Origin of the sequence: Arthrobacter sp. SLBN-122, from assembly GCF_006715165.1 — a bacterium.
Classification (GTDB): Bacteria; Actinomycetota; Actinomycetes; order Actinomycetales; family Micrococcaceae; genus Arthrobacter.
This window is the reverse complement of the sequence record NZ_VFMS01000001.1, coordinates 2,154,445-2,179,072: the sequence shown is the minus strand read 5'-3', so window position 1 is coordinate 2,179,072 and position 24,628 is coordinate 2,154,445. Positions and strand designations below refer to the sequence as shown.

Annotated in this window: 23 protein-coding genes; 11 read left to right on the top strand and 12 right to left on the bottom strand. The window is 66.7% G+C overall.

Annotated features, from left to right (window positions below; all coding sequences use genetic code 11):
• Positions 1-17: 17 nt before the first annotated feature.
• Positions 18-1,343: a carboxylesterase family protein gene (locus tag FBY36_RS10180; RefSeq protein WP_142119077.1), complete on the top strand. Its 1,326-nt coding sequence runs from the start codon at positions 18-20 to the stop codon at positions 1,341-1,343.
• A gap of 6 nt (positions 1,344-1,349) precedes the next feature.
• Positions 1,350-2,102, top strand: a complete 753-nt coding sequence (locus FBY36_RS10175; protein WP_142119075.1) for a DUF429 domain-containing protein — start codon at positions 1,350-1,352, stop codon at positions 2,100-2,102.
• A gap of 8 nt (positions 2,103-2,110) precedes the next feature.
• Here FBY36_RS10175 and FBY36_RS10170 read toward each other — a convergent pair whose 3' ends face one another.
• A complete protein-coding gene (locus FBY36_RS10170; protein ID WP_142119073.1) occupies positions 2,111-4,549 on the bottom strand; it encodes a phosphoketolase family protein in 2,439 nt (812 codons plus the stop codon).
• Positions 4,550-4,741: 192 nt separating this feature from the next.
• Between FBY36_RS10170 and FBY36_RS10165 the strand changes: the two genes are divergently transcribed.
• Both FBY36_RS10165 and FBY36_RS10160 read left to right on the top strand, forming a co-directional pair.
• Positions 4,742-6,970, top strand: a complete 2,229-nt coding sequence (locus FBY36_RS10165) for a catalase (protein ID WP_142119071.1) — start codon at positions 4,742-4,744, stop codon at positions 6,968-6,970.
• A gap of 146 nt (positions 6,971-7,116) precedes the next feature.
• Positions 7,117-7,716 carry a hypothetical protein gene (locus FBY36_RS10160; protein ID WP_142119069.1) on the top strand — a complete coding sequence of 200 codons (600 nt, stop codon included), beginning with the start codon at positions 7,117-7,119 and terminating at the stop codon, positions 7,714-7,716.
• A gap of 58 nt (positions 7,717-7,774) precedes the next feature.
• On the opposite strand, the gene FBY36_RS10155 is transcribed toward FBY36_RS10160, so the two are convergent.
• From FBY36_RS10155 to serS, 3 genes are all read right to left on the bottom strand, one after another.
• A complete protein-coding gene (locus FBY36_RS10155; RefSeq protein WP_142119067.1) occupies positions 7,775-8,359 on the bottom strand; it encodes a histidine phosphatase family protein in 585 nt (194 codons plus the stop codon).
• A 115-nt stretch (positions 8,360-8,474) separates the two neighbouring features.
• Positions 8,475-9,356 carry an HAD family hydrolase gene (locus FBY36_RS10150; RefSeq protein WP_142119065.1) on the bottom strand — a complete coding sequence of 294 codons (882 nt, stop codon included), beginning with the start codon at positions 9,354-9,356 and terminating at the stop codon, positions 8,475-8,477.
• A 231-nt stretch (positions 9,357-9,587) separates the two neighbouring features.
• A complete protein-coding gene (gene serS / locus FBY36_RS10145) occupies positions 9,588-10,868 on the bottom strand; it encodes a serine--tRNA ligase (RefSeq protein ID WP_142119064.1) in 1,281 nt (426 codons plus the stop codon).
• An 88-nt stretch (positions 10,869-10,956) separates the two neighbouring features.
• Here serS and FBY36_RS10140 point away from each other — a divergent pair, with 88 nt between their 5' ends.
• Positions 10,957-12,039 carry a diacylglycerol/lipid kinase family protein gene (locus tag FBY36_RS10140; RefSeq protein ID WP_142119062.1) on the top strand — a complete coding sequence of 361 codons (1,083 nt, stop codon included), beginning with the start codon at positions 10,957-10,959 and terminating at the stop codon, positions 12,037-12,039.
• 40 nt (positions 12,040-12,079) lie between these two features.
• On the opposite strand, the gene FBY36_RS10135 is transcribed toward FBY36_RS10140, so the two are convergent.
• From FBY36_RS10135 to FBY36_RS10125, 3 genes are all read right to left on the bottom strand, one after another.
• Complete coding sequence (locus FBY36_RS10135; protein WP_056330619.1) at positions 12,080-12,283, bottom strand: hypothetical protein; 204 nt, start codon at positions 12,281-12,283, stop codon at positions 12,080-12,082.
• A gap of 94 nt (positions 12,284-12,377) precedes the next feature.
• Positions 12,378-13,358, bottom strand: a complete 981-nt coding sequence (gene pheA, locus FBY36_RS10130) for a prephenate dehydratase (RefSeq protein WP_142119060.1) — start codon at positions 13,356-13,358, stop codon at positions 12,378-12,380.
• Complete coding sequence (locus FBY36_RS10125) at positions 13,358-13,684, bottom strand: rhodanese-like domain-containing protein (RefSeq protein ID WP_142119059.1); 327 nt, start codon at positions 13,682-13,684, stop codon at positions 13,358-13,360. The genes pheA and FBY36_RS10125 overlap by 1 nt, the downstream gene beginning before the upstream one ends.
• A 213-nt stretch (positions 13,685-13,897) precedes the next feature.
• Here FBY36_RS10125 and FBY36_RS10120 point away from each other — a divergent pair, with 213 nt between their 5' ends.
• From FBY36_RS10120 to FBY36_RS10105, 4 genes are all read left to right on the top strand, one after another.
• On the top strand, positions 13,898-15,307 hold the full coding sequence (locus FBY36_RS10120) for an amidase (RefSeq protein WP_142119057.1): 1,410 nt from the start codon (positions 13,898-13,900) through the stop codon (positions 15,305-15,307).
• A gap of 154 nt (positions 15,308-15,461) precedes the next feature.
• Positions 15,462-15,686 (top strand): hypothetical protein, encoded by a 225-nt coding sequence (locus tag FBY36_RS10115; RefSeq protein ID WP_142029746.1) that lies wholly within the window; start codon positions 15,462-15,464, stop codon positions 15,684-15,686.
• A gap of 132 nt (positions 15,687-15,818) precedes the next feature.
• Positions 15,819-16,022 (top strand): hypothetical protein, encoded by a 204-nt coding sequence (locus FBY36_RS10110; RefSeq protein ID WP_142119055.1) that lies wholly within the window; start codon positions 15,819-15,821, stop codon positions 16,020-16,022.
• Between the two features lie 226 nt (positions 16,023-16,248).
• Positions 16,249-16,722 carry a LapA family protein gene (locus tag FBY36_RS10105; protein ID WP_142119053.1) on the top strand — a complete coding sequence of 158 codons (474 nt, stop codon included), beginning with the start codon at positions 16,249-16,251 and terminating at the stop codon, positions 16,720-16,722.
• Between the two features lie 59 nt (positions 16,723-16,781).
• Here FBY36_RS10105 and FBY36_RS10100 read toward each other — a convergent pair whose 3' ends face one another.
• Genes FBY36_RS10100 through FBY36_RS10090 form a run of 3 tightly spaced genes read right to left on the bottom strand, consistent with a single transcriptional unit; the run spans position 16,782 to position 20,934 of the window.
• On the bottom strand, positions 16,782-18,302 hold the full coding sequence (locus FBY36_RS10100) for a carboxyl transferase domain-containing protein (protein WP_142119051.1): 1,521 nt from the start codon (positions 18,300-18,302) through the stop codon (positions 16,782-16,784).
• Between the two features lies 1 nt (position 18,303).
• Positions 18,304-19,512 carry a CaiB/BaiF CoA transferase family protein gene (locus FBY36_RS10095; RefSeq protein WP_142119049.1) on the bottom strand — a complete coding sequence of 403 codons (1,209 nt, stop codon included), beginning with the start codon at positions 19,510-19,512 and terminating at the stop codon, positions 18,304-18,306.
• Between the two features lie 54 nt (positions 19,513-19,566).
• The gene (locus FBY36_RS10090) at positions 19,567-20,934 is read right to left on the bottom strand and encodes an SLC13 family permease (protein WP_142119047.1); all 1,368 of its coding nucleotides are present in this window, start codon (positions 20,932-20,934) and stop codon (positions 19,567-19,569) included.
• 132 nt (positions 20,935-21,066) lie between these two features.
• Between FBY36_RS10090 and FBY36_RS10085 the strand changes: the two genes are divergently transcribed.
• Together FBY36_RS10085 and FBY36_RS10080 are read left to right on the top strand one after the other, a co-directional pair.
• The gene (locus tag FBY36_RS10085) at positions 21,067-21,765 is read left to right on the top strand and encodes a FadR/GntR family transcriptional regulator (protein ID WP_142119045.1); all 699 of its coding nucleotides are present in this window, start codon (positions 21,067-21,069) and stop codon (positions 21,763-21,765) included.
• A 212-nt stretch (positions 21,766-21,977) separates the two neighbouring features.
• Positions 21,978-23,420 carry a purine-cytosine permease family protein gene (locus FBY36_RS10080; protein WP_142119043.1) on the top strand — a complete coding sequence of 481 codons (1,443 nt, stop codon included), beginning with the start codon at positions 21,978-21,980 and terminating at the stop codon, positions 23,418-23,420.
• Positions 23,421-23,496: 76 nt separating this feature from the next.
• Here FBY36_RS10080 and FBY36_RS10075 read toward each other — a convergent pair whose 3' ends face one another.
• Both FBY36_RS10075 and FBY36_RS10070 read right to left on the bottom strand, forming a co-directional pair.
• Complete coding sequence (locus FBY36_RS10075; protein ID WP_142119041.1) at positions 23,497-23,961, bottom strand: DUF4190 domain-containing protein; 465 nt, start codon at positions 23,959-23,961, stop codon at positions 23,497-23,499.
• 34 nt (positions 23,962-23,995) lie between these two features.
• On the bottom strand, positions 23,996-24,592 hold the full coding sequence (locus FBY36_RS10070) for a LysE/ArgO family amino acid transporter (protein ID WP_235008795.1): 597 nt from the start codon (positions 24,590-24,592) through the stop codon (positions 23,996-23,998).
• Between the last annotated feature and the right edge of the window lie 36 nt (positions 24,593-24,628).

The window sequence follows — 24,628 nt, the reverse complement described above, 5'->3', positions numbered from 1 at the left end:
TGTGGAATCGTTGGCCTGTGACTTCCGAGCCTTCGTTTAATCCTCCCTGCGGTCCAGTCACCGGCTGGCGGGACGGCGACGTTATCCGCGCCACCGGCATCCCCTATGCCAATGCTGCCCGGTTCCAGCCTCCCTCACCGGCCCCGGACTGGACCTCCGAACTATCCGCCACCTCCCCCTCACCCGCCTGCCCGCAGGCGCCTGTCCCCTTCCTCGACGACGTCCTGGGCACCCGATATGGGGAACTTCCGGGCATCGAGGACTGCCAGAACCTCTCCATCACCATGCCGGCCGACCTCATCCCGGACGAAAAGCTGCCCGTCATGGTCTGGATCCACGGCGGCTCCTACACCACCGGATCCGGCGACCTGGCCATCTTCGACCCCGTCCGGCTGGTGGCCGAGAACCGCGTCATCGTGGTCTCCGTAACCTACCGGCTGGGGCTGTTCGGGTTCCTGGCAACACCGGGCGGGCGCCCCGGCAACCTGGGACTTTTGGACCAGCTGGAGGCGTTCCGGTGGGTGCAGCGGAACATCGCAGCCTTTGGCGGGGACCCCGGCCGGGTCACCGCGTTTGGCCAGTCCGCCGGCGGAGATGCCATTGCCCACCTGATGGCCACTCCTGAGGCGCCCACCCTTTTCCAGCGTGCCATCATCCAGAGCGCACCGCTCGGCATCACCCGGGGGCGCGCCAAAATGAACCACGCCATGGGCATTGCGGCCGAATCCGTCATCGAACAGACACCGGCCATGGATGTGGTGGCGCTCGAGGAGCAGGTCACCCAGGTGGCCAAAAAGTTCGGCATGCTCGCCGCCATGCCCTTTGGCACCCAGTACGGGCACCGCCCCCTTCCGGCGGAATCCGATATCGAAGCGGCGTGGGACCGGACGGCTCCCGCCATCGAGGTGCTGATCGGCCACACCTCGGAGGAGGCCCGGCTGTTCCTCCCCCGCAGTCCGCACCTGATGCGCCTGGCGGGGGTCCCTGTGGTGGGGCCGCACGCCGTGCGCGCCATCGACTGGGTAGTCACCGAAACCGTGTACGGCCGGGCAACCCGCCGGTTCGCCCGGCGCCATGCCAAGGCGGGCGGAAAGGCCCACCGCTACCTCCTGACCTGGCACGCCCCCGGCAACATCTTTGGCGCAGCGCACACGGTGGACCTGCCGCTGCTGCTCGGCACCAGGAAGACCTGGGACGGCGTGGGACTGATTGACGGTGCCCGCTGGGAGGACGTGGACATGACGGGCCGGTCAGTGCGGGCCCTGTGGGCCGGCTTCGCCCGCGGCGATGATCTCGGTGAAGCGGGAGCTGTTGACGATGCACTGCGTTACAGGCGGGCCTGACAGGCCGTGAAAACCCTCGGCGTGGACCTGGCGGCGGCCACCAAGAAGACGGCTGCGGCGGTCATCGAATGGGGCCAAGGTTCCGCACAGCTGGACCACCTGGCACTAGACGTGACTGACCAGGAGATCGTGGAGCTCTTCGGCGCCTGCGACATGACCGGCGTGGACTGTCCGGTGGGCTGGCCCGACGCGCTGATCCCGTTCCTCACCGGCCACCTGGACTTCGACGCCGGACCGGTCCTGGAGTACGACGGGATCGCCGGCCGCAGGCTCCTTGCCTACCGCGACACCGACCGGTTCGTCACGCGCCGGACCGGGCTGATCCCGCTGAGCGTCTCAGCGGACCGGCTGGCGCACCCGGCCATGCGCTGCGCGGTGATCCAGGCAAAGATTGCTGCGCTGCATGGTCCGCAGCCGCGCGACGGCTCCGGCCGCCTGGCCGAGGTGTACCCGGCAGCGTCACTAAAAATCTGGGGCCTCAACGGACGCGGCTATAAGGGCCGGGGCGTCCCCGAAGCCGAACGCCTCGGCCTCCTGCTGGCAGCCCTCGAAGAGCAGGCGCCGTGGCTGGACCTGGCCGGACACCGGGACAGCCTCGCCGGTTCGGACGACCTGTTCGACGCCGTCATAGCCTCCCTCACCGCCCGGGCCGCCGCCCGCCGTCGTACGCTTTTGCCCGACGAGTCCCAGGCCAAAGCCGCCTGCAGCGAAGGCTGGATCCACCTCCCGTCCTGCATGCTGGACGGGCTCCCGGGCTAACGGAGCGGCTAAGCGGCAGTGTTCCCCAGCTTCCAGTTCCGGATCTCCTCCGGGTCCTCGCCGTGGGTGCGCGTGTGCTCGCGGGCGCGGTTGCGGCGGTCCTGCAGTTCCTGGCGCAGCAGCGAGTGCTTTTCCGCCAGACCGGGCACGCGGTCGATCGCGTCGATCGCCAGGGTGAAGCGGTCAATACCGTTGAGCATGGCCATATCGAACGGCGTGGTGGTGGTCCCCTCCTCCTTGTATCCGTGCACGTGCAGGCCCTGCTGGTTGGTGCGCCGGTACGCCAGCCGGTGGATCAGTGCGGGATAGCCGTGGTACGCAAAGATAACGGGCTTGTCCGCGGTGAAGATGCCGTCAAAGTCATGGGCAGGGAGGCCGTGCGGGTGCTCGCTTTCGTCCTGCAGCCGCATCAGGTCCACCACGTTGACCACCCGGACTTTGAGGCCGGGCGCGCCCTCGCGGAGCAGTTCGGCGGCCGCCACGGTCTCCACGGTGGGCACGTCACCGGCGCAGGCCAGCACGACGTCGGGCTCCTCGCCGGGCACCTCTGAGCCGGCAAACGTCCAGATCCCCAGGCCGCGGCGGCAATGGTTGGCGGCGTCGGCGGGGCCAAGCCAGGTGGGCGAGGGCTGCTTGCCGCTGACCACGATGTTCACGTAGTCGGTGGAGGCCAGGCAGTGCTCCATGACGGACAGCAGGGTATTGGCGTCCGGCGGCAGGTACACCCTGATGACTTCGGCCTTCTTGTTCACCGCATGGTCGATGAAGCCGGGGTCCTGGTGCGAGAACCCGTTGTGGTCCTGCTGCCACACGTGCGATGACAGAAGGTAGTTCAGCGAGGGCACCGGCTGGCGCCAGTGCAGTTTGCGGGAAACCTTCAGCCATTTGGCGTGCTGGTTGAACATGGAGTCGACGATGTGGACAAAGGCCTCGTAGCAGTTGAAGACCCCGTGCCGGCCGGTGAGGAGGTACCCCTCGAGCCAGCCCTGGCACAGGTGCTCGCTGAGCACCTCCAGGACCCGGCCGGAGCGCGCCAGGTGCTCATCGACGTCGTCAATCCGGTACTGCCACACCTTGTCGGTGACCTCGTAGACGCTCTGCAGCCGGTTGGACGCCGTCTCATCCGGCCCGAACAACCGGAAGTTCTCCATGTTCTGCGCGATCACGTCCCGCATCCAGGAACCGAGCGTGATCATGGGGCTGACCCGGTCGATGCCGGCGTTGGGAACCTCGACGGCGTGGTCCTGGTAGGCGGGCAGTTTCAGCGCGCGCCTCAGCAGTCCGCCGTTGGCATGCGGGGTGGCGCTCATGCGGAAATCTCCGGTGGGCGCTCCTTGGGCGACGTCGGGACGGAGCCGGCCGTCGCCGTCGAACAACTCCTCCGGCCGGTAGGACTGCAGCCACTCCTCAAGCTGCTTCAGGTGCTCGCCGTTGGTGCGCACCTCGGAAAGCGGCACCTGGTGGGCGCGCCAGGTGCCTTCCACCTGCAGCCCGTCCACGGTGCGCGGCCCGGTCCAGCCCTTGGGCGAGCGCAGGACAATCAGGGGCCAGCGGTGAGTGGCGTCCTCGCCGGACTCTTCACCGGATGCATCCTGCCGGTGGGCGTCCTGGATGGCCCTGATGTCCGCCAGGCACTGGTCCAGGACCGCGGCGAAGTCACGGTGCGCCTGCTCCGTGTTGTCCGGGTCCGTCACCGTGACGAAGTATGGCTCGTGGCCGTACCCGCGCAGCAGCTGCTCCAGCTGGTCCTGCGGCATCCGGGCCAGGACGGTGGGGTTGGCGATCTTGTAGCCGTTCAGGTGCAGGATGGGCAGGACGGCGCCGTCCACCGCGGGGTCCAGGAAGTTGTGGGAGTGCCAGCTGGCGGCCAGCGGCCCGGTTTCGGCCTCACCGTCGCCGATCACCACAGCCGTGACCAGCTGCGGATTGTCGAACACCGAGCCGTAGGCGTGGGCCAGGGAGTAGCCCAGCTCGCCGCCTTCGCTGATGGAGCCGGGGCTTTCCGGGGCCGCATGGCTGGGGATCCCGCCGGGGTAGGAGAACTGCCGGAACAGTTCGGCCAGGCCGGTCTCGTCATTGCCCACATGGCCGTAGATTTCCGAGTACGTTCCTTCCAGCCAGGCATTGGCGACGACGGCGGGACCGCCATGGCCGGGACCGGCAACAAAGAGCATCTCCAGGGAGTCGCGGCGGATCACGCGGTTCAAATGGGCGTAGACGAAGTTGAGTCCGGGCGTGGTGCCCCAGTGCCCCAGCAGGCGGGACTTGGTGTCCTCAGCCTGCAGCGGTTCGCGCAGCAGCGGGTTGGACCGCAGGTAGATCTGTCCCACCGAGAGATAGTTCGCGGCCCGCCACCATTTGTCGACGAGGCTGAGTTCGTCCTGCCCCAGCCCGTCCTGCCGCGTGTCATCCTGCCGCCGTTCATCGTGTCCAGCGCTGCCGGGCATAACCATCCTCACGTCGGGTGTGCCGCTGCAGGCGGCCGTTCCCCCATCGCAACAGATGGAGGGGCAGGCAGGCAAGCCCCGCCGTCGCGCATTCCCGCTCTTGCCGCAGCGCTGCGGGCGGCATGTAGGGCAGTAAGCAAGCTTAGCTTCCGCTCGGCGGGGCTGGGAAAATCTACTGCGGGGAGACCAGATATGCCAGCCGAAGACGACGTTGCGATTCCCGGGGTTCCGTCCAGTGAACCTCCGGCACGTGAAGAGTCCACCACCCCGCGCGAGCCGTTGCCGCCGAAACCGGACCAGCGCGGTCCTGAGGCGGTGTCCCCCACGGGAAGCCCCACCGGGGCGCCGGCCGGGGCACGCGCCCAGTCCGGCCAGTACCTGACCACAGCCCAGGGGCTCCGGCTGCAGGACACTGACCATTCCCTGAAGGCCGGCGCCCGCGGCCCCATCCTGCTGCAGGACCACCACCTGCGCGAAAAGATCACCCACTTTGACCACGAGCGGATCCCGGAGCGCGTTGTCCATGCCCGGGGCGCCGGAGCGCACGGTGTCTTCCGTTCCTACGGCAGCGCCTCGAAGGTCACGCGCGCCGGCTTCCTGGCCCCGGATGTTGAGACTCCGGTGTTCGTGCGGTTCTCCACCGTGCTCGGTTCCCGGGGATCCGCGGACACCGTCAGGGACACCCGCGGGTTCTCCACCAAGTTCTACACGGATGAGGGCACCTACGACCTGGTAGGGAACAACATTCCCGTGTTCTTCATCCAGGACGGCATCAAGTTCCCGGACATTGTCCACGCGGCCAAGCCCCATCCGGACCGGGAAATTCCCCAGGCCCAAAGCGCCCACGACACCTTCTGGGACTTCGTGTCGCTGCACACCGAGGCGCAGGCCCACACCATGTGGAACATGTCCGACCGCGGCATCCCCCGGTCCTACCGGACCATGGAAGGCTTCGGCGTCCACACTTTCCGGCTCACCAACGCCACCGGCGACACCACCCTGGTGAAGTTCCACTGGAAGCCCAAACAGGGTGTGCACTCCCTGGTCTGGGAAGAAGCCCAAATCATCAACGGCATGGACCCGGACTTCCACCGGCGCGACCTTGCCGACGCCATCGAGGCCGGCGCCTACCCTGAATGGGAGCTGGGCATCCAGACCTTTCCGGACACAGAAGACCAGATGTTCGAAGGCATCGACCTCCTGGACCCCACCAAGTTCGTCCCTGAGGAACTGGCGCCGGTGCAGCCGATCGGGCTCATGACCCTCAATGCCAACCCAACGAATTTCTTTGCCGAGACCGAGCAGGTGGCCTTCCACCCGGGGCACCTGGTGCCGGGAATCGACGTCACCAACGATCCCTTGCTGCAGGTCCGACTGTTTTCCTACCTGGACACGCAGATCTCGCGCCTGGGCGGGCCCAACTTCGCGCAGATTCCCATCAACCGGCCGCACGCCCCGGTCAACGATATGCTCCGGGACGGCATGCACCAGACGGCGGACCATGCGGGGGTTGCCCCGTACCGGCCCAATTCCCTAGACGGCGGGTGCCCGTTCCTGGCTGGAGAAGACATGGGGGCTTTTGTGGACGTGCCACAGGCAGTCGCCGAAAGTGTGAAGGAACGGCGCAACCCGGCCTCCTTTGATGACCACTACAGCCAGGCCCGGTTGTTCTTCCGGAGCCTTAGCGCGGTGGAACAGGACCACGTGATCCAGGCGTACACGTTCGAACTCGGCAAATGCTTCGAGACGCCCGTCCGCGAACGCCAGCTCCAGGCCCTGGCCAACATTGACGCACGGCTTTGTGCCGCCGTCGCCGCCGGCCTGGGAATGCCTGCGCCGGAGGCCACCGAGCAGGTGGCGGACCAGGATCCCAGCCCGGCACTGTCCCAAGTTGGCGAAACGTGGCCAGTTGCGGGCCGCGTGGTGGGCATCATCGCCGACTCTTCCAGCGACCTTGCCGAGGTGGGGGCCGCGCGCAAAACGCTCGACGACGAGGGCATGGTCCCGTTAGTCATCGCGCCGGCGGGCGGCACGCTTTCCGCAGACGGGCTCTCGCTCACAGTGCAGCGCACGTTCCTCACGGCACGGTCCACGGAGTTCGACGCGCTGCTCGTCGCCGGCGGACGGCAGCCCGCACCCGACGCCACCGCAGGGCGCGACGCAAAGGCCGGGGAACCGGGTGAAGTGGCGGACCCACGCGTCGCCCTGATGTTGTCTGAGGCTTACCGTCACGCCAAGGCTATTGGCTTCTGGGGTTCGGGTTCGGCTGTCCTGGACGCGGCAGGCATCCCGCAGGACGCGGCGGGCATAGCTGCAGGAGACTCCGCAGCTTCGGTGACCTCCGCCGTCTCGGGGCTGCTCGCCGCCCACCGCGCCTGGGCGCGTTTCCCGGCAACCGGGGCAGCTGGGCAGGAGAACTGACGCCCGGTCCCTATCCATTTGCCGGATCACGGTTGAGGGTCCGCGTCCACGTGACGCGGGCCCTCTCCCGTTTCTGGAATGGGGCAGCTTGGCCCTGCATTACCGGCCGTTTCGCAATTCCTACTTCCGGGTAGTGTGGACCCAGAATGTTCACATTGACCATCAACCAGACGGACAGCCGGCGCGACGGCGACCAGGTCCCGCAACTGCTCAAGGCATTGCGGCACATCCCTGCGCGCCTGGATTTTGACAGGTCTGTGGAGGACGAAGTCCAGGGCATCGTCGAGTGCCCGCACCAGGCCGTGGATGCAGCCCTGATCGCGCTGCGCAGCGGGCACTGGTACGTGGGAATCGGTGCGGGCCCAGTGAACGAGCCACTACCAAACCAGATCAAGGACGCGTCCGGCCATGGTTTGGTCTATGCCCGTCGGGCGGTGGACCGGCTCCGCAGCAGCAAGGAGCGGGTCCCGGTCGCGGTGGAGGGGCCGCTGGCGGATGTTGCCCACGACGCCGAGGCCATCCTCCGGTTGCTCGGCCATATTGTGCGGGACCGGTCAGAGGCGGAATGGCGGGTGCTGGACCTGCTGACTCCCGGCGTCCGGGGGCAGCAAAAAGCGGTGGCACAGGAACTGGGCATCACCACCCAGGCCGTCAGCAAGGCCGTGGCACGGGCGCAGTGGAACGAGGAACATGCGGCCCGGCCGGCAGCTGCCAGGCTGCTGGCGCTGATCCTCGCGGCCCGGTAGCCCGGCGACCCTTTGCCGTCTTTTACGGCCTTCGGGTGGGGCTTGTTTGGCTGACCGCCTAGCTGCCGGTGGCCGCCATGACGGGTTCGCCGTTGAAGTACTCCAGCTTCCAGCCGTCGATGGCGTGATGGTGCGCCAGGTTGAGCACGGCGTTGTCCACGCTTGACAGGGTCTGGCCGATGGCCCGGCTGAGGCTCACGCGCAGCAGGGTGCCGTGGGTGACCACCAGGAGCCGCTGGCCGCGGAACTCCTCCGCCAGTGCCTCCAGCGCGGCGAGGCCCCGGTGGGCGGCCTCTTCTTCGCTTTCCGCGCCTTTGAATCCGCCGGGAATACGGAGTGCATCCAGCTCTGGACCGGCCTGCATTCCTTCAGCCGGCCCGAAGCTGCGCTCCGTGAGCTCAGGGACGCGCCGGGACACAGACAGTCCCAGCCCCGCGGCAATCAGGTCCGCGGTTTCTGCGGCACGGCTCAGGGGCGAGGAGACGATTGCGTCCCATTCGTACGGGGCAAGGACGGCGACGGCGTCCCTCGCCTGGCCGCGGCCGACGTCGTTCAGGGGGATATCCGTAGCTCCCTGCAGCCGGCGCTCGGCATTCCAGTCGGTCTGGCCATGGCGGACGAGGGCGAACGTCGTAAGGGTCATGCCTCTATTCTGCCTTGGCTGACCGGTGGCCCTGAATTCCCGCTTGCTCCATCAGCAATGGTCGGCAAAACCGGGGTTTAGGTGCCATATCTGATGGAGCAACGCGCAGTGTTGTCTAGAGGAGGCTGCGCAGCACGTGGGCGGCGCCGTCGTCATGCACTGAGTGGGTGACCTCATCCGCCGCGGCGACCACCTCAGCCGGGGCCTGCCCCATGGCCACCCCGCGGCCGGCCCAGGTGAGCATCTCGATGTCGTTCCGGCCGTCGCCAACAGCTACGGTGAGGTGCTCTTCAAAACCAAGGCGGACGCGGAGGTTTTCCAGGGCGCTGGCCTTGGTCACTCCTGCGGCTGCGATATCCAGCCAGGCAGTCCAGCCCACGGAGTAGGTCACTCCCGCCAGGCCCACGTGGTTGATGGCCTCGGTAAATTCCTCCGGCGTGTTTTCGGTGCTGAAGACCACCACGCGCACGGCGGTGGCTTCGAGCATGGTGTGGAAGTCCACACCCACTGCCTCGACGCCAAAGCTGGCATCCTGGAACCGCTCGGTGGAGAGGAAGTTACCGTCGGCGTCCTCAAGGGCGTACTTGGCGGACGGCAGCCGTTCACGCAGCGCACGCAGGGCGGGAGCGGGATCGAAGGTGGCCTTGTGAATCACCTCGTAGCCGTTTTCCAGTTCCGGATGGAGCCGGAGGGTCACGCCGCCGTTGCAGCAGACGGCGTACCCGCGCTCCATTCCGATCTTCTCGATGATGGGAAGCGTGGCGTTCAGGGAGCGGCCGGTGGCGATCATCACTTCGTGTCCGGCGGCCACCACGGCCTGCGCCGCTTCCCGCACACCGGGGGACATGTGGCCGTCGTGGTTCACCAGGGTGCCGTCCACGTCCAGCGCAACCATGAACTTCCGGTCCACGCCGGTGAAGGTGTTGGCGTTGTTGTCTCGGTTGTTGTCTCGCCGGTCATCGTTGCCGGCGACTGAGGTTTCAGTCAGCGTAGTCATCCACATAGTGAACCAGACGTAACTGACAGGCGCTAGGACGCGGGCCACAGGTTTATTGAACTGTTGGTTAAGACGGCGGGTTCCCACATCCGGGGGTGCCTGTGTCGCGCAGCTGTCCCCCTGTAGCAGTCGTCCCCCAGTAATAGACAAGTCCCCGCCCCGTGGACCGGACCCCCGTGCATTACGGGAGGAATAGTCCACAAGGGGGGAGCTGTGGCAAGAAGTGGAACCCTAGAGGACCGGCAGGACCTCGAGGCCGCCCAGGTACTTCTGCAGCGCCTTGGGCACGTTGACGGAGCCGTCCGGGTTCTGGTGGTGCTCCAGCAGCGCCACGATCCAGCGGGTGGTGGCCAGCGTGCCGTTCAGGGTAGCCACAGCCCGGGTGCCCTTGGCGACGCCCTCGGAGTTCACCACGCGCTCACGGATGTTCAGGCGGCGCGCCTGGAAGGTGGTGCAGTTGGAGGTGGAGGTCAGCTCGCGGTAGGCGCCCTGGGTGGGAACCCAGGCTTCGCAGTCGTACTTGCGGGCCGCGGACGTGCCAAGGTCACCGGCAGCGGTATCGATCACCCGGTACGGCAGCTCGCACTTGGCCAGCATCTCCTCTTCCCACGCAAGCAGCCGCTGGTGCTCGGCGGCAGCCTCTTCAACCGTGGTGTAGATGAACATCTCCACCTTGTTGAACTGGTGGACGCGGATGATGCCGCGGGTGTCCTTGCCATGCGAGCCGGCCTCGCGGCGGTAGCAGGAGCTCTGGCCGGCGTAGCGGACGGGGCCCTTGGAGAAGTCGAGGATCTCGTCTGCGTGGTATCCGGCAAGCGCCACCTCGGAGGTGCCCACCAGGTAAAGGTCGTCTTCGGCGAGACGGTAGATCTCGGCGTCGTGCTTTACATCGAAGCCGGTGCCCTGCATGGTCTCGGGGCGCACCAGCGTGGGGGTGATCATCGGGACGAAGCCTGCTTCGATGGCCTGGTCCATGGCCATCTGCAGCAGGGCCATCTCCAGGCGTGCCCCGACGCCACGGAGGAAGTAGAAACGGGCACCGGAAACCTTGGCGCCGCGTTCCATGTCGATCGCGCCGATCAGCTCGCCGATCTCCAGGTGGTCGCGGGGCTCGAAGTCCGGGAATTCGCGCGGGGTGCCGACGGTCTTGACCACCACGTAGTCATCCTCGCCGCCCTCGGGAACGCCGTCCTCGATGAGGTTGGGGATGGTGCGCAGGAGCTCTTCCTGCTTGGTCTGCGCGGCGTCGGCCTCTGCAGAGGCGGCCTTGACGGAGTTGGCCAGCTCTTTGACCTCCGCCAGCAGGGCCTGCTTCTCCTCACCCTTGGCCTGAGCCACCTTCTTGCCGAACACGTTCTGCTCGGCGCGGAGGTTTTCGAAGCGGAGCAGGGCCTCGCGGCGGGCGGAATTCGCGGAGATGATCGCGTCCACCACTGATTCGTCCGCGCCGCGGGCGCGCTGGCTGGCACGGTACTTGTCAGGGTTTTCGCTGAGGTCTTTTACGTCGATCACCAGACAAGGGTATCCAATTCACTGCACGACGGCGGGCGGCGGCCCCAGTGCGACCGCCCGGCGTGCGCCGGGCTAATGTTGAACCACCATGAGCGACTGGATTCTCTACCTGCTGATTGCGGTGGCGCTTGCCTTCGCCATCTCCAGCTGGTGGGGGGTACGGCGCCTCAAAGCCATGCATGTGCGCAGTGCCATGGCAGGGGAAGCCTACGACTCGGGACTGACCCAACAGCGGGTGGCCGTGGTCCTCAACCCGATCAAGGCCCGGGCCGGTGAAGCCAAGGCAATCATCCAGCGCGCCTGCCTGGCAGCCGGTTGGGAGGAGCCGGTCTTTTTCGAGACGACGGCAGATGATCCCGGCTTTTCCCAGATGCAGGCAGCCCTGGCCGGCAAGCCCGACGTCGTCCTTGTGGGTGGTGGGGACGGCACGGTGCGCGTGGTGGCGGAGGCCCTGGCGCACACAGACGTTGCCATAGGTTTGATTCCGTTGGGCACGGGCAATCTGCTGGCGCGGAACGTGGACCTGGATGTGAACGACCTTCACGGCAACGTCCAGACAGCCCTGTTTGGACGCCAGCGGTACATCGACACCGCACGGATGGCCATCGAGAACTCCCGGACCGGCCACTATTCGGAGCATGTCTTCCTGGTGATCGCCGGAATCGGCATGGATGCGGAGGTCCTGGCCGACACCAACGCCGGACTGAAGAGGGCGGTGGGCTGGCTTGCGTACACGGAGGCGGGCGTGCGCCATCTTCCGGGCCGGCGCAAGAAGGTTTCCATTGCGTTGGACGGCAGCCCGGAGCAGATAAGGAACATCCGCAGCGTGCTTTTCGCCAACTGCGGCCTTGTTCCCGGTGGCATCGACTTCATCCCGCAGGCCATGATCGACGATGGCATGCTCGACGTGGTGGTGATGAGCCCCCGCAGCGCACTGGGCTGGCTGCTGATGTACGTGAAAATCATGTTCAAGCACAGCGGCAAGCTGCCCATTATGACCGTTTACCGGTCAGGCAGGGTGGTCATCAAGTGCCCCGAACCCATGCCCACGCAGCTCGACGGCGACACGTCGGGCGAGGCCACGCAGCTCACCGTCCAGGTTTTGCCGCGGTCACTCGTGGTCCGGGTCAGGCGAGAGGTCCACGGCAGCAGCGCCAAAGCAGCGCGCTGATAGGGCTGTGAGGTGACAAAAGCAGGGTGCGCCGCGTGGGTCAGGCGCTGGCTTGCTTCTTCGCGTCCGCGGCGGCCTTGGCGGCAGCGTGGGCTTCAGACTGCTCCCGGATCATGGCCTGCTCCTCTTCGAAGCGCAGGCGGTCCGCGCGGTCCGCATCATCCCCGTCCCAGTCCTGGTTGTCGGCCGTCGGCTTGGGGTTGACGATCATCCCCTGGCCGTCGTTGTCAGTGCTGCTGGTCATGACCCTCTCCCTTCGTCAGGGGCCATACCCCATGTGGATCAAGCAAGCATACGCATTGTCCACAACCCACGGAAGTACTTCAACAGGCATTTACCTACGCTCTGGGCGAAGCTCCGGAACCGGTTTCACCTGCGAAGGATCCGACCGCAAGGATGGATTCAACCCAGGACTGGGCGGCCGCGAATGCTGCATCCGAGGTGTGCACCGGCACCGGTGTCTCCTGCTTGTCAGCCCTGGCATATGAGCCCAGGAAGCGGGTTCCCGGGCTGATCCGGTGCAGGCCTGCCAGCGCGTCCGCCACCCTCGCCTCGCCCGCGTGGCCTTCGGCGTCGATACTGAAAAAGTAGTGGCCCAGGTACTGCCCGGTGGGCCGTGACTCAATCCGGCTGAGGTTCACCCCGCGGCTGGCGAACTGGTCCAGGATCTCCATCAGCGCCCCGGGACGGTCCTCGGGCAGCGGGACAACCACTGTGGTTTTGTCCGCGCCGGTGCGGATCGGCAGGGCGTCCGGCCGACTGACCAGGATGAAACGGGTCACGGCGCCGGGGTTGTCACCGATGTTCTCCGCCAGCACGGACAGCCCCGCATGCGTGCTGGCCACCAGTGGCGCGCAGATGGCCGCGTCGTAGTGGCAGTCCTCTTCCAGCAGCCCCAGGGCCGCAGCAGCGGTTGACGAACCCGGAACGTATTCCGCATGGGGCATGTGCTGGTCCATCCACAACCTGCACTGCGCCCAGGCGTGGCCGTGGGTGGAAACATACCGGATGTCCTCCACCCGCACCCCAGGCCGGGCCACCAGAACAAAGCTGATGGGGACCAGGACCTCGCGGATGATCCGCAGTTCCTGGCCGGTGGCTATGGCGTCCAGGGTGGCAGAGACCCCGCCCTCCACCGAGTTCTCGATGGGGACCATGGCCCCGTCGGCCTCCCCGTCACGTACTTTGCCAAGGGCGGCGGGGACGCTGGACGCCGGGATGCGGACTGCCTGGAGGGCGTCAGGCACCTGCAGGAGGGCAGCCTCGGTAAAGGTACCTTCCGGCCCCAGGAAGGTGTAGGTGCGGGAAGTACCGGGCACTAAAGCACCAACGGCTTGAGTCCGTTGTCCGAAACCAAAGGCTTGCCGGATTCCAGCCACTGATCCATCCCGCCGGAGACGTTGATGGCGGTATACCCCTGGCCGGTGAGCCACTGGGCGGCGCGGAAGGACCGGCCGCCTGTCCGGCAGATGACGTAGATGTCCTCGTCCGGATCGAGCTCGTCCAGCCGGGCCGGGATCTGGTCCATGGGGATGTGAAGTGCGCCGTCAGCATGTCCGGCAACCCACTCGTAGTCCTCACGGACGTCCAGGATCATCGCATCAGCGGGAATGTCATGCACGGGGACGGTATCGAAGTCACTCATCGGAGTCCTGTCTTGGCGGGATCAGAGTCAGGTTTAAGCCTAGCCCTTCCGCCCCCTTACGCCAGGAACAGCTGCGTCAAAAGCAACGGGTTAGGCTGGTGAAGCCCAAGGAGGTTTCCATGTCCCAGCAGCCCGCCGCCGTCCCCGCATGCCCGGTCCTTGCGGATCCGGACACGGAACGGTACGCCGGAGCCCACACGGAATCCCGGTTCCGTGGCTGAACTCCATGAGCTCTCCGCGCTGGCCCTGCGGGACCTCCTACGGAATGGAACCGTGTCCGCCACGGATGCCGCCGCCCATTTCCTGGCCCGGATCGATCGGCAGAATCCCCTTCTCGGCGCCTTCATCACCGTGACTGCGGAACAGGCCATGGAGCAGGCGCGGGCGGCCGATGCCCTGCATGCGCGCGCCGGCAGCGGCCATCTTCCGCCGCTGCACGGCATGCCACTTGCCTTCAAGGACCTGACCGATGTTGCCGGCGTGGTGACCACGCACGGCAGCGCCGCCCTCGACCACAAACCTGCCCCCACGGACGCTCCGCTGGTCTCCCTCTTCAAGGAGGCCGGCGTGGTTTCGCTGGGCAAGACCCAGGTGCCTGAATTCGGGCTGACGGCGTACAGCGAAAACCGCGTGGCGCCGCCGTCGCGCAATCCGCACGCACCCAGCCGGAGCTCGGGAGGTTCCTCCGGCGGCAGTGCCGCTGCCGTGGCGGCGGGCCTGCTGCCTTTCGCCCCGGGGACCGACGGCGGCGGCTCAGTCCGCATCCCGGCAGCCGCATGCGGCCTGGTGGGACTCAAACCGGGCCGGGGGCTGGTGGCAGCCGGGGAAAGTGCAGGCGATCCTGCGCGGCTGGTGGTACCCGGCCCTCTCGCCCGCAACGCGGAAGACGCCGCACTGATGATGGACGTCCTGGTGCCGGGAAACCAGTACCTGCGGGCAGTGCAACAAGGAAAGCCGCCGCGGCTGCGGATTGGCGTCACCCTGGAAAGCCCGTGGTCCGCCGCATTCCCCTTCACGCCCGAACGGGACGCCCTGGACGCCCTCCATGCCGGCGAAGCCCTCCTGGAACATGCGGGCCACAGCTTGAGTGATGCTGCCATCCGCTACGACAACCGCTACCCGGATGCCTTCACCACAGCCTGGACCGCCGGCGTCGGCGCGGCCCGGATCACCCCATCGCGTGAAGCGTTGCTGGCACCCCTGACCCGGACCTTTAGGCGCCGGGCCCAGCAGCGCAGCCCCTCCAAACTCGCCGAGGCTCTGGCATTCCTGCGGCAGTTCCAGCACGACACCCTGGTGCAGTACGGACAGTGGGACCTGATGCTGATGTCTGCGCTGGCGCAGACGCCGCGGCCGGTGGGGTGGTTTACCGGCACTGCGCACGGCACTGAGCGCTGGCCGTCGGCCCAGTGGCCCGGGGATGCCGACGGCGACTACCGGAAACAGTGCGAATTTGCCCCCTGGTCCTCAATGGTGAATGTGTGCGGCCTGCCGGCCATCGCCCTTCCCGTGCACTGGACCGGCGGCGCGCCAGGCAGCGGACTTCCCATGGGAATCCAACTGGTGGGCCCCATGGGCTCCGAAGCCCTCCTCCTGCAGGTTGCGCACCAGTTGGGCTGCTAGAGGGACGGGGGCCCGGTGCACTTGTTGGCCAGGGAAGTTGTTGACCTGTTCCTAACGTCTGCTTAATCCACTGGTAACCCCGGTGGAGCACACTGGAAAAGCACCTTTTCAGCGCCCTCCATTCGCCCTCCACCCGATGAGGAGTTGCCCCACCATGAACGTTGAACACCCTGCCCCAAGCATCGAAACCACCATGACGGCAGACGACGGACGTCCGGACATGAGCAACTCGAACGTCAGGGAAGACCTGGCGATGACCGGCCGGTGTGCACTGGTCCACCTCCCTACGGGCCGGACCTGCCTCCTCCCCCTGCGGCATCCCGGGCCCTGCGAGTTCCACCGCCCGCAGGAGGCCCAGGACATGGTGGACGGCGGCTGACAGACCGAAAAGGATCCCCGGCTGCCGTTCTCTCTGCATGCTCAAGGCGCCCTTCTAAACTTTGCTGGCATTATCGACTCCCCCGCCATTCAGGAGGACGATTAAAGGGCAGTCACCATAAGGAGGTCTGTGATGTGCTACGCATCGAGCAAGGACTTCGGGTGGGGCGCCAGGAAAGAAACCCAGCGCCGGCCTGAAGCGGAAACGGAAACCCCTGCGGAAACTCCGGAGAAGCCGGCCAAGGAACAGGAATTTACGTTCTGGGCCTTCCCCAGCTGGCACAGGACATCTGCGTCCAGCACCCCCTCCGGCGAACGGAGCAGGGAGAGGGTCTGATACCGGGGCCCGAATGACGCGGGCAAATTGACCGCGCCACCGGCCCAGCAGGTGCCAAAGGAGGGGTTCTCACATGAGGACCCCTTCGTCATGAAAGCGGCCCTAGCCGTCCAATCGCGGACGGCCAATTGACGGCAGGCCGCTGTACCGTTCGTTGTGCCACAGCAACGCGGACGGCTATGGTTGCACAATAAGCATGCTTAGCATTCTGCGAAAGGGGACGAACATGAGCGCAGGACAGTACACGCCAGGACCGGACCGCCGGCCGGAACCGGACCTCAACACCACGCCATCGAACGCTGCCCAGCCGGCAGGAGACCGGGCAGCAAGCTACAGCGGCGCCCCGTCCTACGCACCGGATGTGCCGGGAACGGGAGGAACAACCGGAACATCCGGCACCGCAACGGCCCCCGGGCCCGCCGCCGGCGGCACTGCCGATCGCAAGGTCACCCGCGCCGGCGTCATCTGGGCAGCCGTGGTTGCTGCCTTGGTGCTGCTCATTCTGCTGATCGTCTTCATCCTGCAGAACCAGGAACAGGCCTTGGTGAAATTCCTGGGCTTCGAGGGCGCAGTCCCGCTGGGCATGGCACTGTTCATTGCCGCCGTGACAGGTGGCGTACTGGTGGCCGCAGCAGGCGGGGCACGCATCCTGCAACTTCGCAGGAACGCCCACCGGACACGCACCCAGCAGCGGAGGTAGGCCAGGCGGCCGGGCACCCCAGGTTCCTGGCCGCGGTCCCGAAGCCGGGCTCGGCACGGTCAGCTGCCGCCGAGGCTTGCGAACTTCCGGGCCCTGGCAACCACGAGTTCCGGCACCGGAATGCCGGCCACCGAGCCGAGTTCATACTCAATGGCCCGGGCCATCCGGGTGCAGAATTCGCGCGGCTCCAGCGAAGCATCATCACGCTCATCCACTATGTGGTCCACCAGGCCGTGCGCATACAGCGCGGCGACGTTCACGCCCTGCGCCTGGGCCATGGCCGGGGCGAACCCGGTGGTCCGGTGCACAATGGCACTGGCACCCTCGGGAGGCAGCGGCGAGAGCCAGCTGTGCTGGGCAGCAATAGTCCTGTCCGCAGGCAGCAGCGCAAGCGCTCCCCCGCCGGCGCCCTGGCCAAGCAGCACGGAAACCGAAGGCGATTCCAGGCCGATCAGCTCATGCAGGGAGCGGGCAATTTCCCCGGCAAGTCCGCCCTCCTCCGCCTCCTGCGACAACGCGGCCCCGGCGGTGTCAATGACGGTGAGCAGCGGCAGCCGCAGTTCCTCCGCCAGCTTCATGCCGCGGCGCGCCTCACGCAGTGAACCCGGCCCCATTCCCGCGGCCTCCTTCCGCAGCGGGCGGGCGTGGCCCAGCACGATGCATGATTGGGTGCCAAAGCGTGCCAGCGCCAGGAGCAACCCGGGGTCCTTCTCCCCCTGTCCGGTCCCGTTCAGGGGGAGGGCATCCGTGGCGCCGAACTTCAGCAGCTGGCGCAGGTCCGGCCGCCTCGGCCGCCGGGAAATCCCGATGGACGTCCAGGCGTCAACGGTTGAGGGCCGGACGCCCAGGGTTGCGGGTGGAGCCGGCAGTGCCCCTTCAGCCACCGAATTCTCCGAGGACAGGATGTCCAACGCCCGCCCCACCAGGTCGGCCAACTGGCCCGGTTCCACCACGCCGTCGATGAGCCCCTTGTTGAAGAGGTTTTCCGCCACCTGCACATTTTCGGGGAACGCCTCCCCGTACAGCGCCTCATAAACCCGGGGACCGAGGAATCCCAGCAGTGCTCCCGGCTCCGCCACGTTGACATGCCCCAAAGAACCCCAGGAGGCCATGACGCCGCCGGTGGTGGGGTGCCGCAGGTAGACGAGGTACGGCAGGCCGGTCTGGCGGTGCGCCCGGACAGCGCCGGTGATCTTCACCATGGACAGGAACGCGAGCGTCCCTTCCTGCATCCGGGTTCCCCCGGATGCAGGCCCGGCCAGCAGGGGCAGCCCCTCGGCGGTGGCACGTTCGACGGCGGCAACGATCCGTTGTGCCGCGGCGTGGCCGATGGAACCGGCCAGGAAGGAGAATTCGCTGACGATCAGGGCCACGCGTCGGCCGCGAATGAGGCCGGCGCCGGTGATCACCGACTCATCGACGCCACTGCGTTCGCGCGCCTTGGCCAGGTCCTGGGCGTACTCCTCGGATACCTCGGGCTGTTCCGGTTCCGTGTCCCAGGAGACGAACGACCCCGCATCCACCACGGCCTCCAGGAGTTCGGCTGCGTTCAGGTGCCGCACCTTTTCCTTCACCGGCATCCTATTTCGCCCCGGCCGTTGCAGAAGCCAGGCCCAGCCACTCGCGGATTGCCGGCCCGTCCTCGTCCAGCAGCGGCGGCGCATTGTGCTCAGTCAGGGTGGTTTCAGCCGTATCCCCGGGGGCGAAAAACCGCAGCGGCGGCCCGGGCAGGCTCACTTTTCCGAGCAGCGGGTGATCCACATCCACCACGAGCCCCTGGGACGCCACCTGTTCCCAGGCGTACACCTCATCAAGCGAGCGGACCTTGCCTGCCGGGATCCCGGCGTCGTTCAGTTTTTCCAGCAGTTCCACCGCGCCGTAGCCGGCGAAGGCACGTTCGACGGCGGCAATCACCCCTGCGCGGTTCCGCACCCTTTCGGCGTTGCTGGCAAAGCCGGGCGCAGCGGGTTCCAGGCCGAAGGCCGATGCAAATGACTGCCACAGCTTCTCACTGCCCACGCTGATCTGCACGCTCCCGTCCTTGCAGTTGAACAGGCCGTAGGGTGCGATCGAGGGGTGGTGGTTGCCCTGGGCCTGCGGAACCTCGCGGGCAACCGTGGTCCTGGTGCCCTGGAACGCATGGACTCCGATCAGCGACGCCAGCAGCGAGGTGCGCACCACCTTGCCCTGGCCGGTCCGCTCGCGTTCAACCAGCGCGGCCAGCACACCGAAGGCGCCGTTCATGCCGGAGAGCAGGTCGGCAATCGGAACACCGACGCGCTGGGGGTCATCAGGGCCGGACCCAGTGAGGGACATGAGGCCCGCCTCGCCCTGCAGGATCTGGTCGTAGCCGCTGCGCTGGGACTCGGGCCCGTCGTGGCCAAAGCCCGTGATGGACAGGATCACCAGCCGCGGGTTGAGCTCATGCATGGCCGCGGTGGAGAAGCCCAGCCGGTCCATGACCCCGGGGCGGAAGTTCTCGATCACCACGTCCGCCCGCTCCAGCAGGCCGCGGAGCACCGCCTGCCCGTCGCCGCTCTTCAGGTCCAGGCTGATGGACTCCTTGTTGCGGTTGCAGGACATGAAGTAGGTGGACTGGAGGTCGTCTTCGGGACCGACGAAGGGCGGCCCCCACCCGCGGGTGTCGTCACCGGTTCCCGGGTTTTCCACCTTGATGACGCGGGCGCCGAGGTCCGCCAGCATCATGCCTGCGTGGGGTCCGGCCAGTGCGCGGCTGAGGTCGACGACGGTGTGCCCGGCCAGCGGGCCTTGGCGGTTTTCGGTGCTCATGGTTGGGTTTCCTTTCTGGAACGGGTGGCGGAACGCCGGCGGGTGCAGCTGCGGCTAGAGCCAGCCGGGCACTACCAGCGCCAGCCATGCCAGGACGGGGCCGGCCACGATGACGATGCCGCTGTACCCGAGGATCCGCTTGTAGAACTGGTCCTTGTCCACGCCCTCCGGGGCGTTGGCCAGGACCAGGGCACCGTTGGTGGAGAACGGTGAGACGTCCACGATGGTGGCGGACACCGCCAGTGCGCAGATGACGCCGACGGCACCGATCTCGCCGGTGGAGAGGAACGGAACGGCCAAGGGGATGAGGGCGGCCAGGATGGCGGTGGAGGAGGCAAAAGCGGATACCACGGCACCGATGAAGCAGATGAGGAGGGCTGCCAGCAGCGGCATGCCCATGCCGGCCACGCCGTTGGAGACGAATTCGATGGTGCCGGCTTCCTCCAGCACGCCCACGAAGGTCAGCATGCCGCAGATCAGCAGCACGGTGGACCAGCTGATCTTGTTGATGGCGCCCTTCTGGGCTGCGGGTGACACCAGGGCCAGCACGATGGCGATGGTGATGGACACGAAGCCGACGTCCATCTTGAAGCCAAGTGCCACGACGGCCAGGGCAATCAAGCCGGCGATGGTGACCAGCTGGGGAATCCGCTCCTTGCGTTCCCTGGTGGCTTCGACGCCGTCGCCCGCAGGGTCCCGGGGACCGTACATGCCGGAGCCGAAGCCCTTGAAGGGGACATCGGTGCCGGCCTTGGCGCCGACGCTGACGGCCATCCTGGCCTCGGCGGCCTGCTCCACGAAGTGGCCCACCTTGGAGGACAGGAGGTTCCGTCCGCCCAGGACCACGAAGAGCACCAAGGCAATGACCAGGTTGAAGATGAAGCTCGAGAGGAAGAGCGCGGTGGGGCTGAAGGCAAGGTTGGTCTTGGCCAGGATGCCGTTGACAGTGACGCCGTAGACGGCAATGGGCGAGAAGCCGCCCGCCTGCGCCCCGTGGATCACCATCATGCCCATCAGCAGCGGGCTGATCTTGTACTTGCCGGCGAAGCTCAGGGCGATGGGGGCAATAATGGCGACGGCGGCGGGAGACAGGGCGCCCACGGCCGTGATGACGGCGGTGATGGCGAACATGACCCACGGGATGAGGGCAACGCGGCTGCCCACCAGGCGGACCGCGCCGCGGACCAGCAGGTCAATGGTGCCGTTGTTCTGCGCGATGGCGAACAGGTACGTGACGCCGACGATCGTGAGGAAGAGGCCGCCTGGAAAGTTGGCCAGGATCTCGTTGGTGGACATACCCAGCACCACGGCGCCGAGCAGGAACGCGCCCACGAAGGCGAGCGCGCCCATATTGAGGGGCAGGACAGTGGCGAGCAGGAACATCGCCGCGAGGATGATGATCGATAAGACAGGAGCGGACATCGTTGGTCCTCCGTTGGGGAAGAAGAATGTGACGTGAGTTACTGGCTCACTGGACTAGCCTCTTAGACAGTGAGTCTATCTGTCAATAGAACGAGAAGGTATTCTGTTCCGTACGACCCAAGGGAGGGCTTTGTGGAGAAGACAGCACGGCTGGGCCTGGAACGCGTCACGCGTCCACGGCTGTATGAGCAGCTGGTGGAACAGATCCTCGCCTACATCGAGTCGGCCCAGCTTCGCCCCGGGGATCTCCTGCCGGCGGAACGCGACCTTGCCGAAAGGCTGGGGGTCTCCCGGGCAACATTGGCACAGGCCCTGGTGGCCTTGGAGGTGCTTGGCGTCATCGACGTCCAGCACGGAACCGGCGCGGTCCTGGCCCGGCGGCCCAGCGTGGCGTCGGTCATCAAGGGCCTGCGCGAGCATCAGAGCCGGCTGCCGGAGATCGTGGAAGCGCGCAGCACCCTGGAAGTAAAGCTTGCCGCCCTCGCCGCGGAGCGCCGGACCGATCAGGACCTCGCCGCCATCGATAACGCCCTGGACCTCATGGCCAAGGAAATCAACGACGGCGACCGCGGCACCCACGGCGACGAACTGTTCCACCAGGCCATCACCGCGGCGGCACACTCCTCTGTCCTGGCACAGTTGATGGCCTTCATTGCCGAGATGATCCTGGAAACCCGGATGGAGTCCCTGGGCCAGCCCGGCCGGCCGGAGCAGTCCTTGGCGTCGCACCGGAAAATCGCCGATGCCGTCCGCGTCCAGGATCCGGAGGCGGCCGCGAGTGCCATGCTGGCGCACATCGAGCTTGTCTCGGACGTGGAACTGCTCCGCTAGGCGCCAGGCCTGACGCTCTCTCGGGGGCAAACTCCCCGCGTATGGAACACTCTCCCTGTCAGGCGCAGGGGAATAGTCCATACGGAGGGGACTCTTCTGCGCGACACGCCGGGGTGTCTGGTTTCCCGGACAGCAGGGAGCGGTTGCGGCTGTAGACGGAGAGCCAAATCCGGTGTGATGGACACTACGTTTCCATCACTAGGAGTTAGGCCATGGCCGGAGGCAGCACCGCCGTAGAGGCACGATCGATCGATATGATTCCGCCCGGCGAGCGGCACGGCCACCCACGCGGCCAGTTCACCCTGTGGTTCGGCGCCAACGCCCAGATCACAGCCATTGTGGATGGCGCCCTCGCCGTAGTGTTCGGCGCCGACGCCTTCTGGGCCATTGTTGGCCTGCTGGTGGGGAACATGCTGGGCGGCGCCGTCATGGCCCTCCACTCAGCGCAGGGCCCCAAGCTGGGCCTGCCGCAGATGATCTCCAGCCGCGCCCAGTTCGGCGTCTACGGGGCCGTGATTCCGCTGGTGCTGGTCATCCTGATGTACGTCGGATTCGCCTCCACCGGCACCGTCCTCTCGGGGCAGGCGATCAACCTCATGCTGGGAGTGGACGCGCCCGCCGTCGGAATCCTCATCTTCGGTGCCGCAACAGCACTTCTGGCCATCCTGGGCTATAAATACATCCACGCACTGGGCCGAATCGCCACCGTGCTGGGGCTGACGGGCTTCCTGTACCTGACGGTTGCCGTTGCCACCAAGTTCGACGTCACTCAGGTAATGATGGTCAAGGGCTTTGAGTGGCCCACCTTCCTCACCGCCGTTGCCCTGGGCGCCGGCTGGCAGCTTACCTTCGGCCCCTATGTTGCCGACTACTCCCGTTACCTGCCCGCGGACACCTCGGAACGGAAGACCTTCTGGTACACCTTCGCCGGCTCTGTGGGTGGCGCGCAGTGGGCCATGACCCTGGGCGCCCTGGCCGGCGGCCTCTCCGCCGCAAAGCTGGGCGGGGACTTCCTGAAGAACCAGGTGGGCTACATGGGCGACCTCGCCGGCGGCGGCCTGATCGCCGTCTTCGTCTACCTGATGATCGTCACGGGCAAGCTGACGGTGAACTGCCTCAATGCCTACGGCGCGTTCATGTGCGGCGTGACCATCAGCACGGCCGTCAACCGCAGGGATACCGTCTCCAAGGCTGTACGGATTGCCTTCATCGTTGCGGTGATTGGCGCCAGCGTGCTCATCGCACTCTTTGCCAGCAAGGATTTCCTGAACCTGTTCAAGAACTTCGTCCTCCTGCTGCTCATGGTGTTCACGCCGTGGTCGGTCATCAACCTGGTGGACTACTACAAGATCTCGCGGGACCGCCTCGACATCCCCGCCCTCTACAACCCGGACGGGCGTTACGGCCGCTGGAACGTCGCCGCCCTGGTTTCCTATGGAATCGGCGTCGTCATCCAGGTCCCGTTCCTGGCGCAGGCGCTGTACACCGGGCCGGTGACCAAACTGCTGGGCGGCGCGGACATCTCCTGGCTCGTGGGCATCGTGGTCACCCTGGCCATCTACTACCCGTGGGCCAGGGCCACCAACCGCGCGCCGGCGCAGACGATCTACCCGGAGAATCCGGGTAGAGTGCCGGCCGTTGCGGTGAACGGATAAGGTACGACGGCGGTGCGGGCCCGGGCGCTAAGGCCGCGCAGGCGCCCGGGCCTGCGCTTTCCCCGGCGGGCGGGGGCTAGAAAGTGCCGGTATTCGAACCGACGGTGCCGGCGACGGCCAGGCCGATGATGAGCAGGAGCCAGATGGCTCCGTAGCCCAGCAGGCACAGGTAGCCCAGCACCAGGCCGGTGATGGACATTCCTCTGCCGGAGGGTTCGCGCCGGAGGGCCAGGTGGCCGGTGATGATGGCGGCAAACTGCGGAAGCAGCAGCCAGCCCATGAGGACCGACGCAATGCCGCAGACCATGCTCGCGATGCTCAAGGTCTTCGCTTCCGCCGGCCGGCCATAGTAGGACGGCTGGCCAAAGTACTGTGCCTGCCCGTACTGAGGCTGTCCGTACTGGGCTTGGTTGTACGGCGCCTGGCCGTACTGGGGTTGGCCAGGGCTGTACCCCTGCCCATTTTGGGGTGGCGGCTGGTAGCTGGGCCACGGCGAACCGTCACCTCGGTAGTCAGGTCCCTGGGATGGCTGGTTACTCATGGTTTCTCCCCTGCAAATCTGGCTCCAGCCTACTTCAGTGCAGGACCAGGCGGACCGCCAGGATCAGCATCAGCACGCCGATGGCGGCATCAATCCAGCGCCAGGTGCGGGTGCTGCTGAGCACTCCCGCCAGCGCCCTTGCCCCGTACCCCAGGGCGGAGAACCACACCACGCTTCCGGTGACGGCGCCTGAGGCGAAGATCCACCGCAGGTCGGGGCCCTGCTGGTTGGCAAGGCTGCCCACCAGCACCACGGTGTCCAGGTAGACATGCGGGTTCAGGAAGGTCAGGGCCGCCGTAGTGGCAATCACCGAATTCTTCGACCTGGGAGCCTGTTCCGCCAGGGCCGAGGGTTTCGCCGCCGCCATGAAGGACTGTACCGCGAACCACAGCAGGTAGGCCGCCCCGGCCCAGCGCAGCACTTCCAGCGCCTCGGGAAACCGGGTGACCAGGGCCCCGATGCCCGCCGTGCCGGCCACGATCAACAGGGCGTCGCCGGCCATGCAGACAGCCACCACCGCCCCGACGTGCTCCCGCCGGATGCCCTGGCGGAGCACGAAGGCGTTCTGGGCCCCGATCGCCACGATCAGCGCCATCCCGGTCAGCATTCCCGTTATTCCTGCAGTCCACATAGCTATGACGGTAGGTTCCCGGCCAGACTGTAGGCA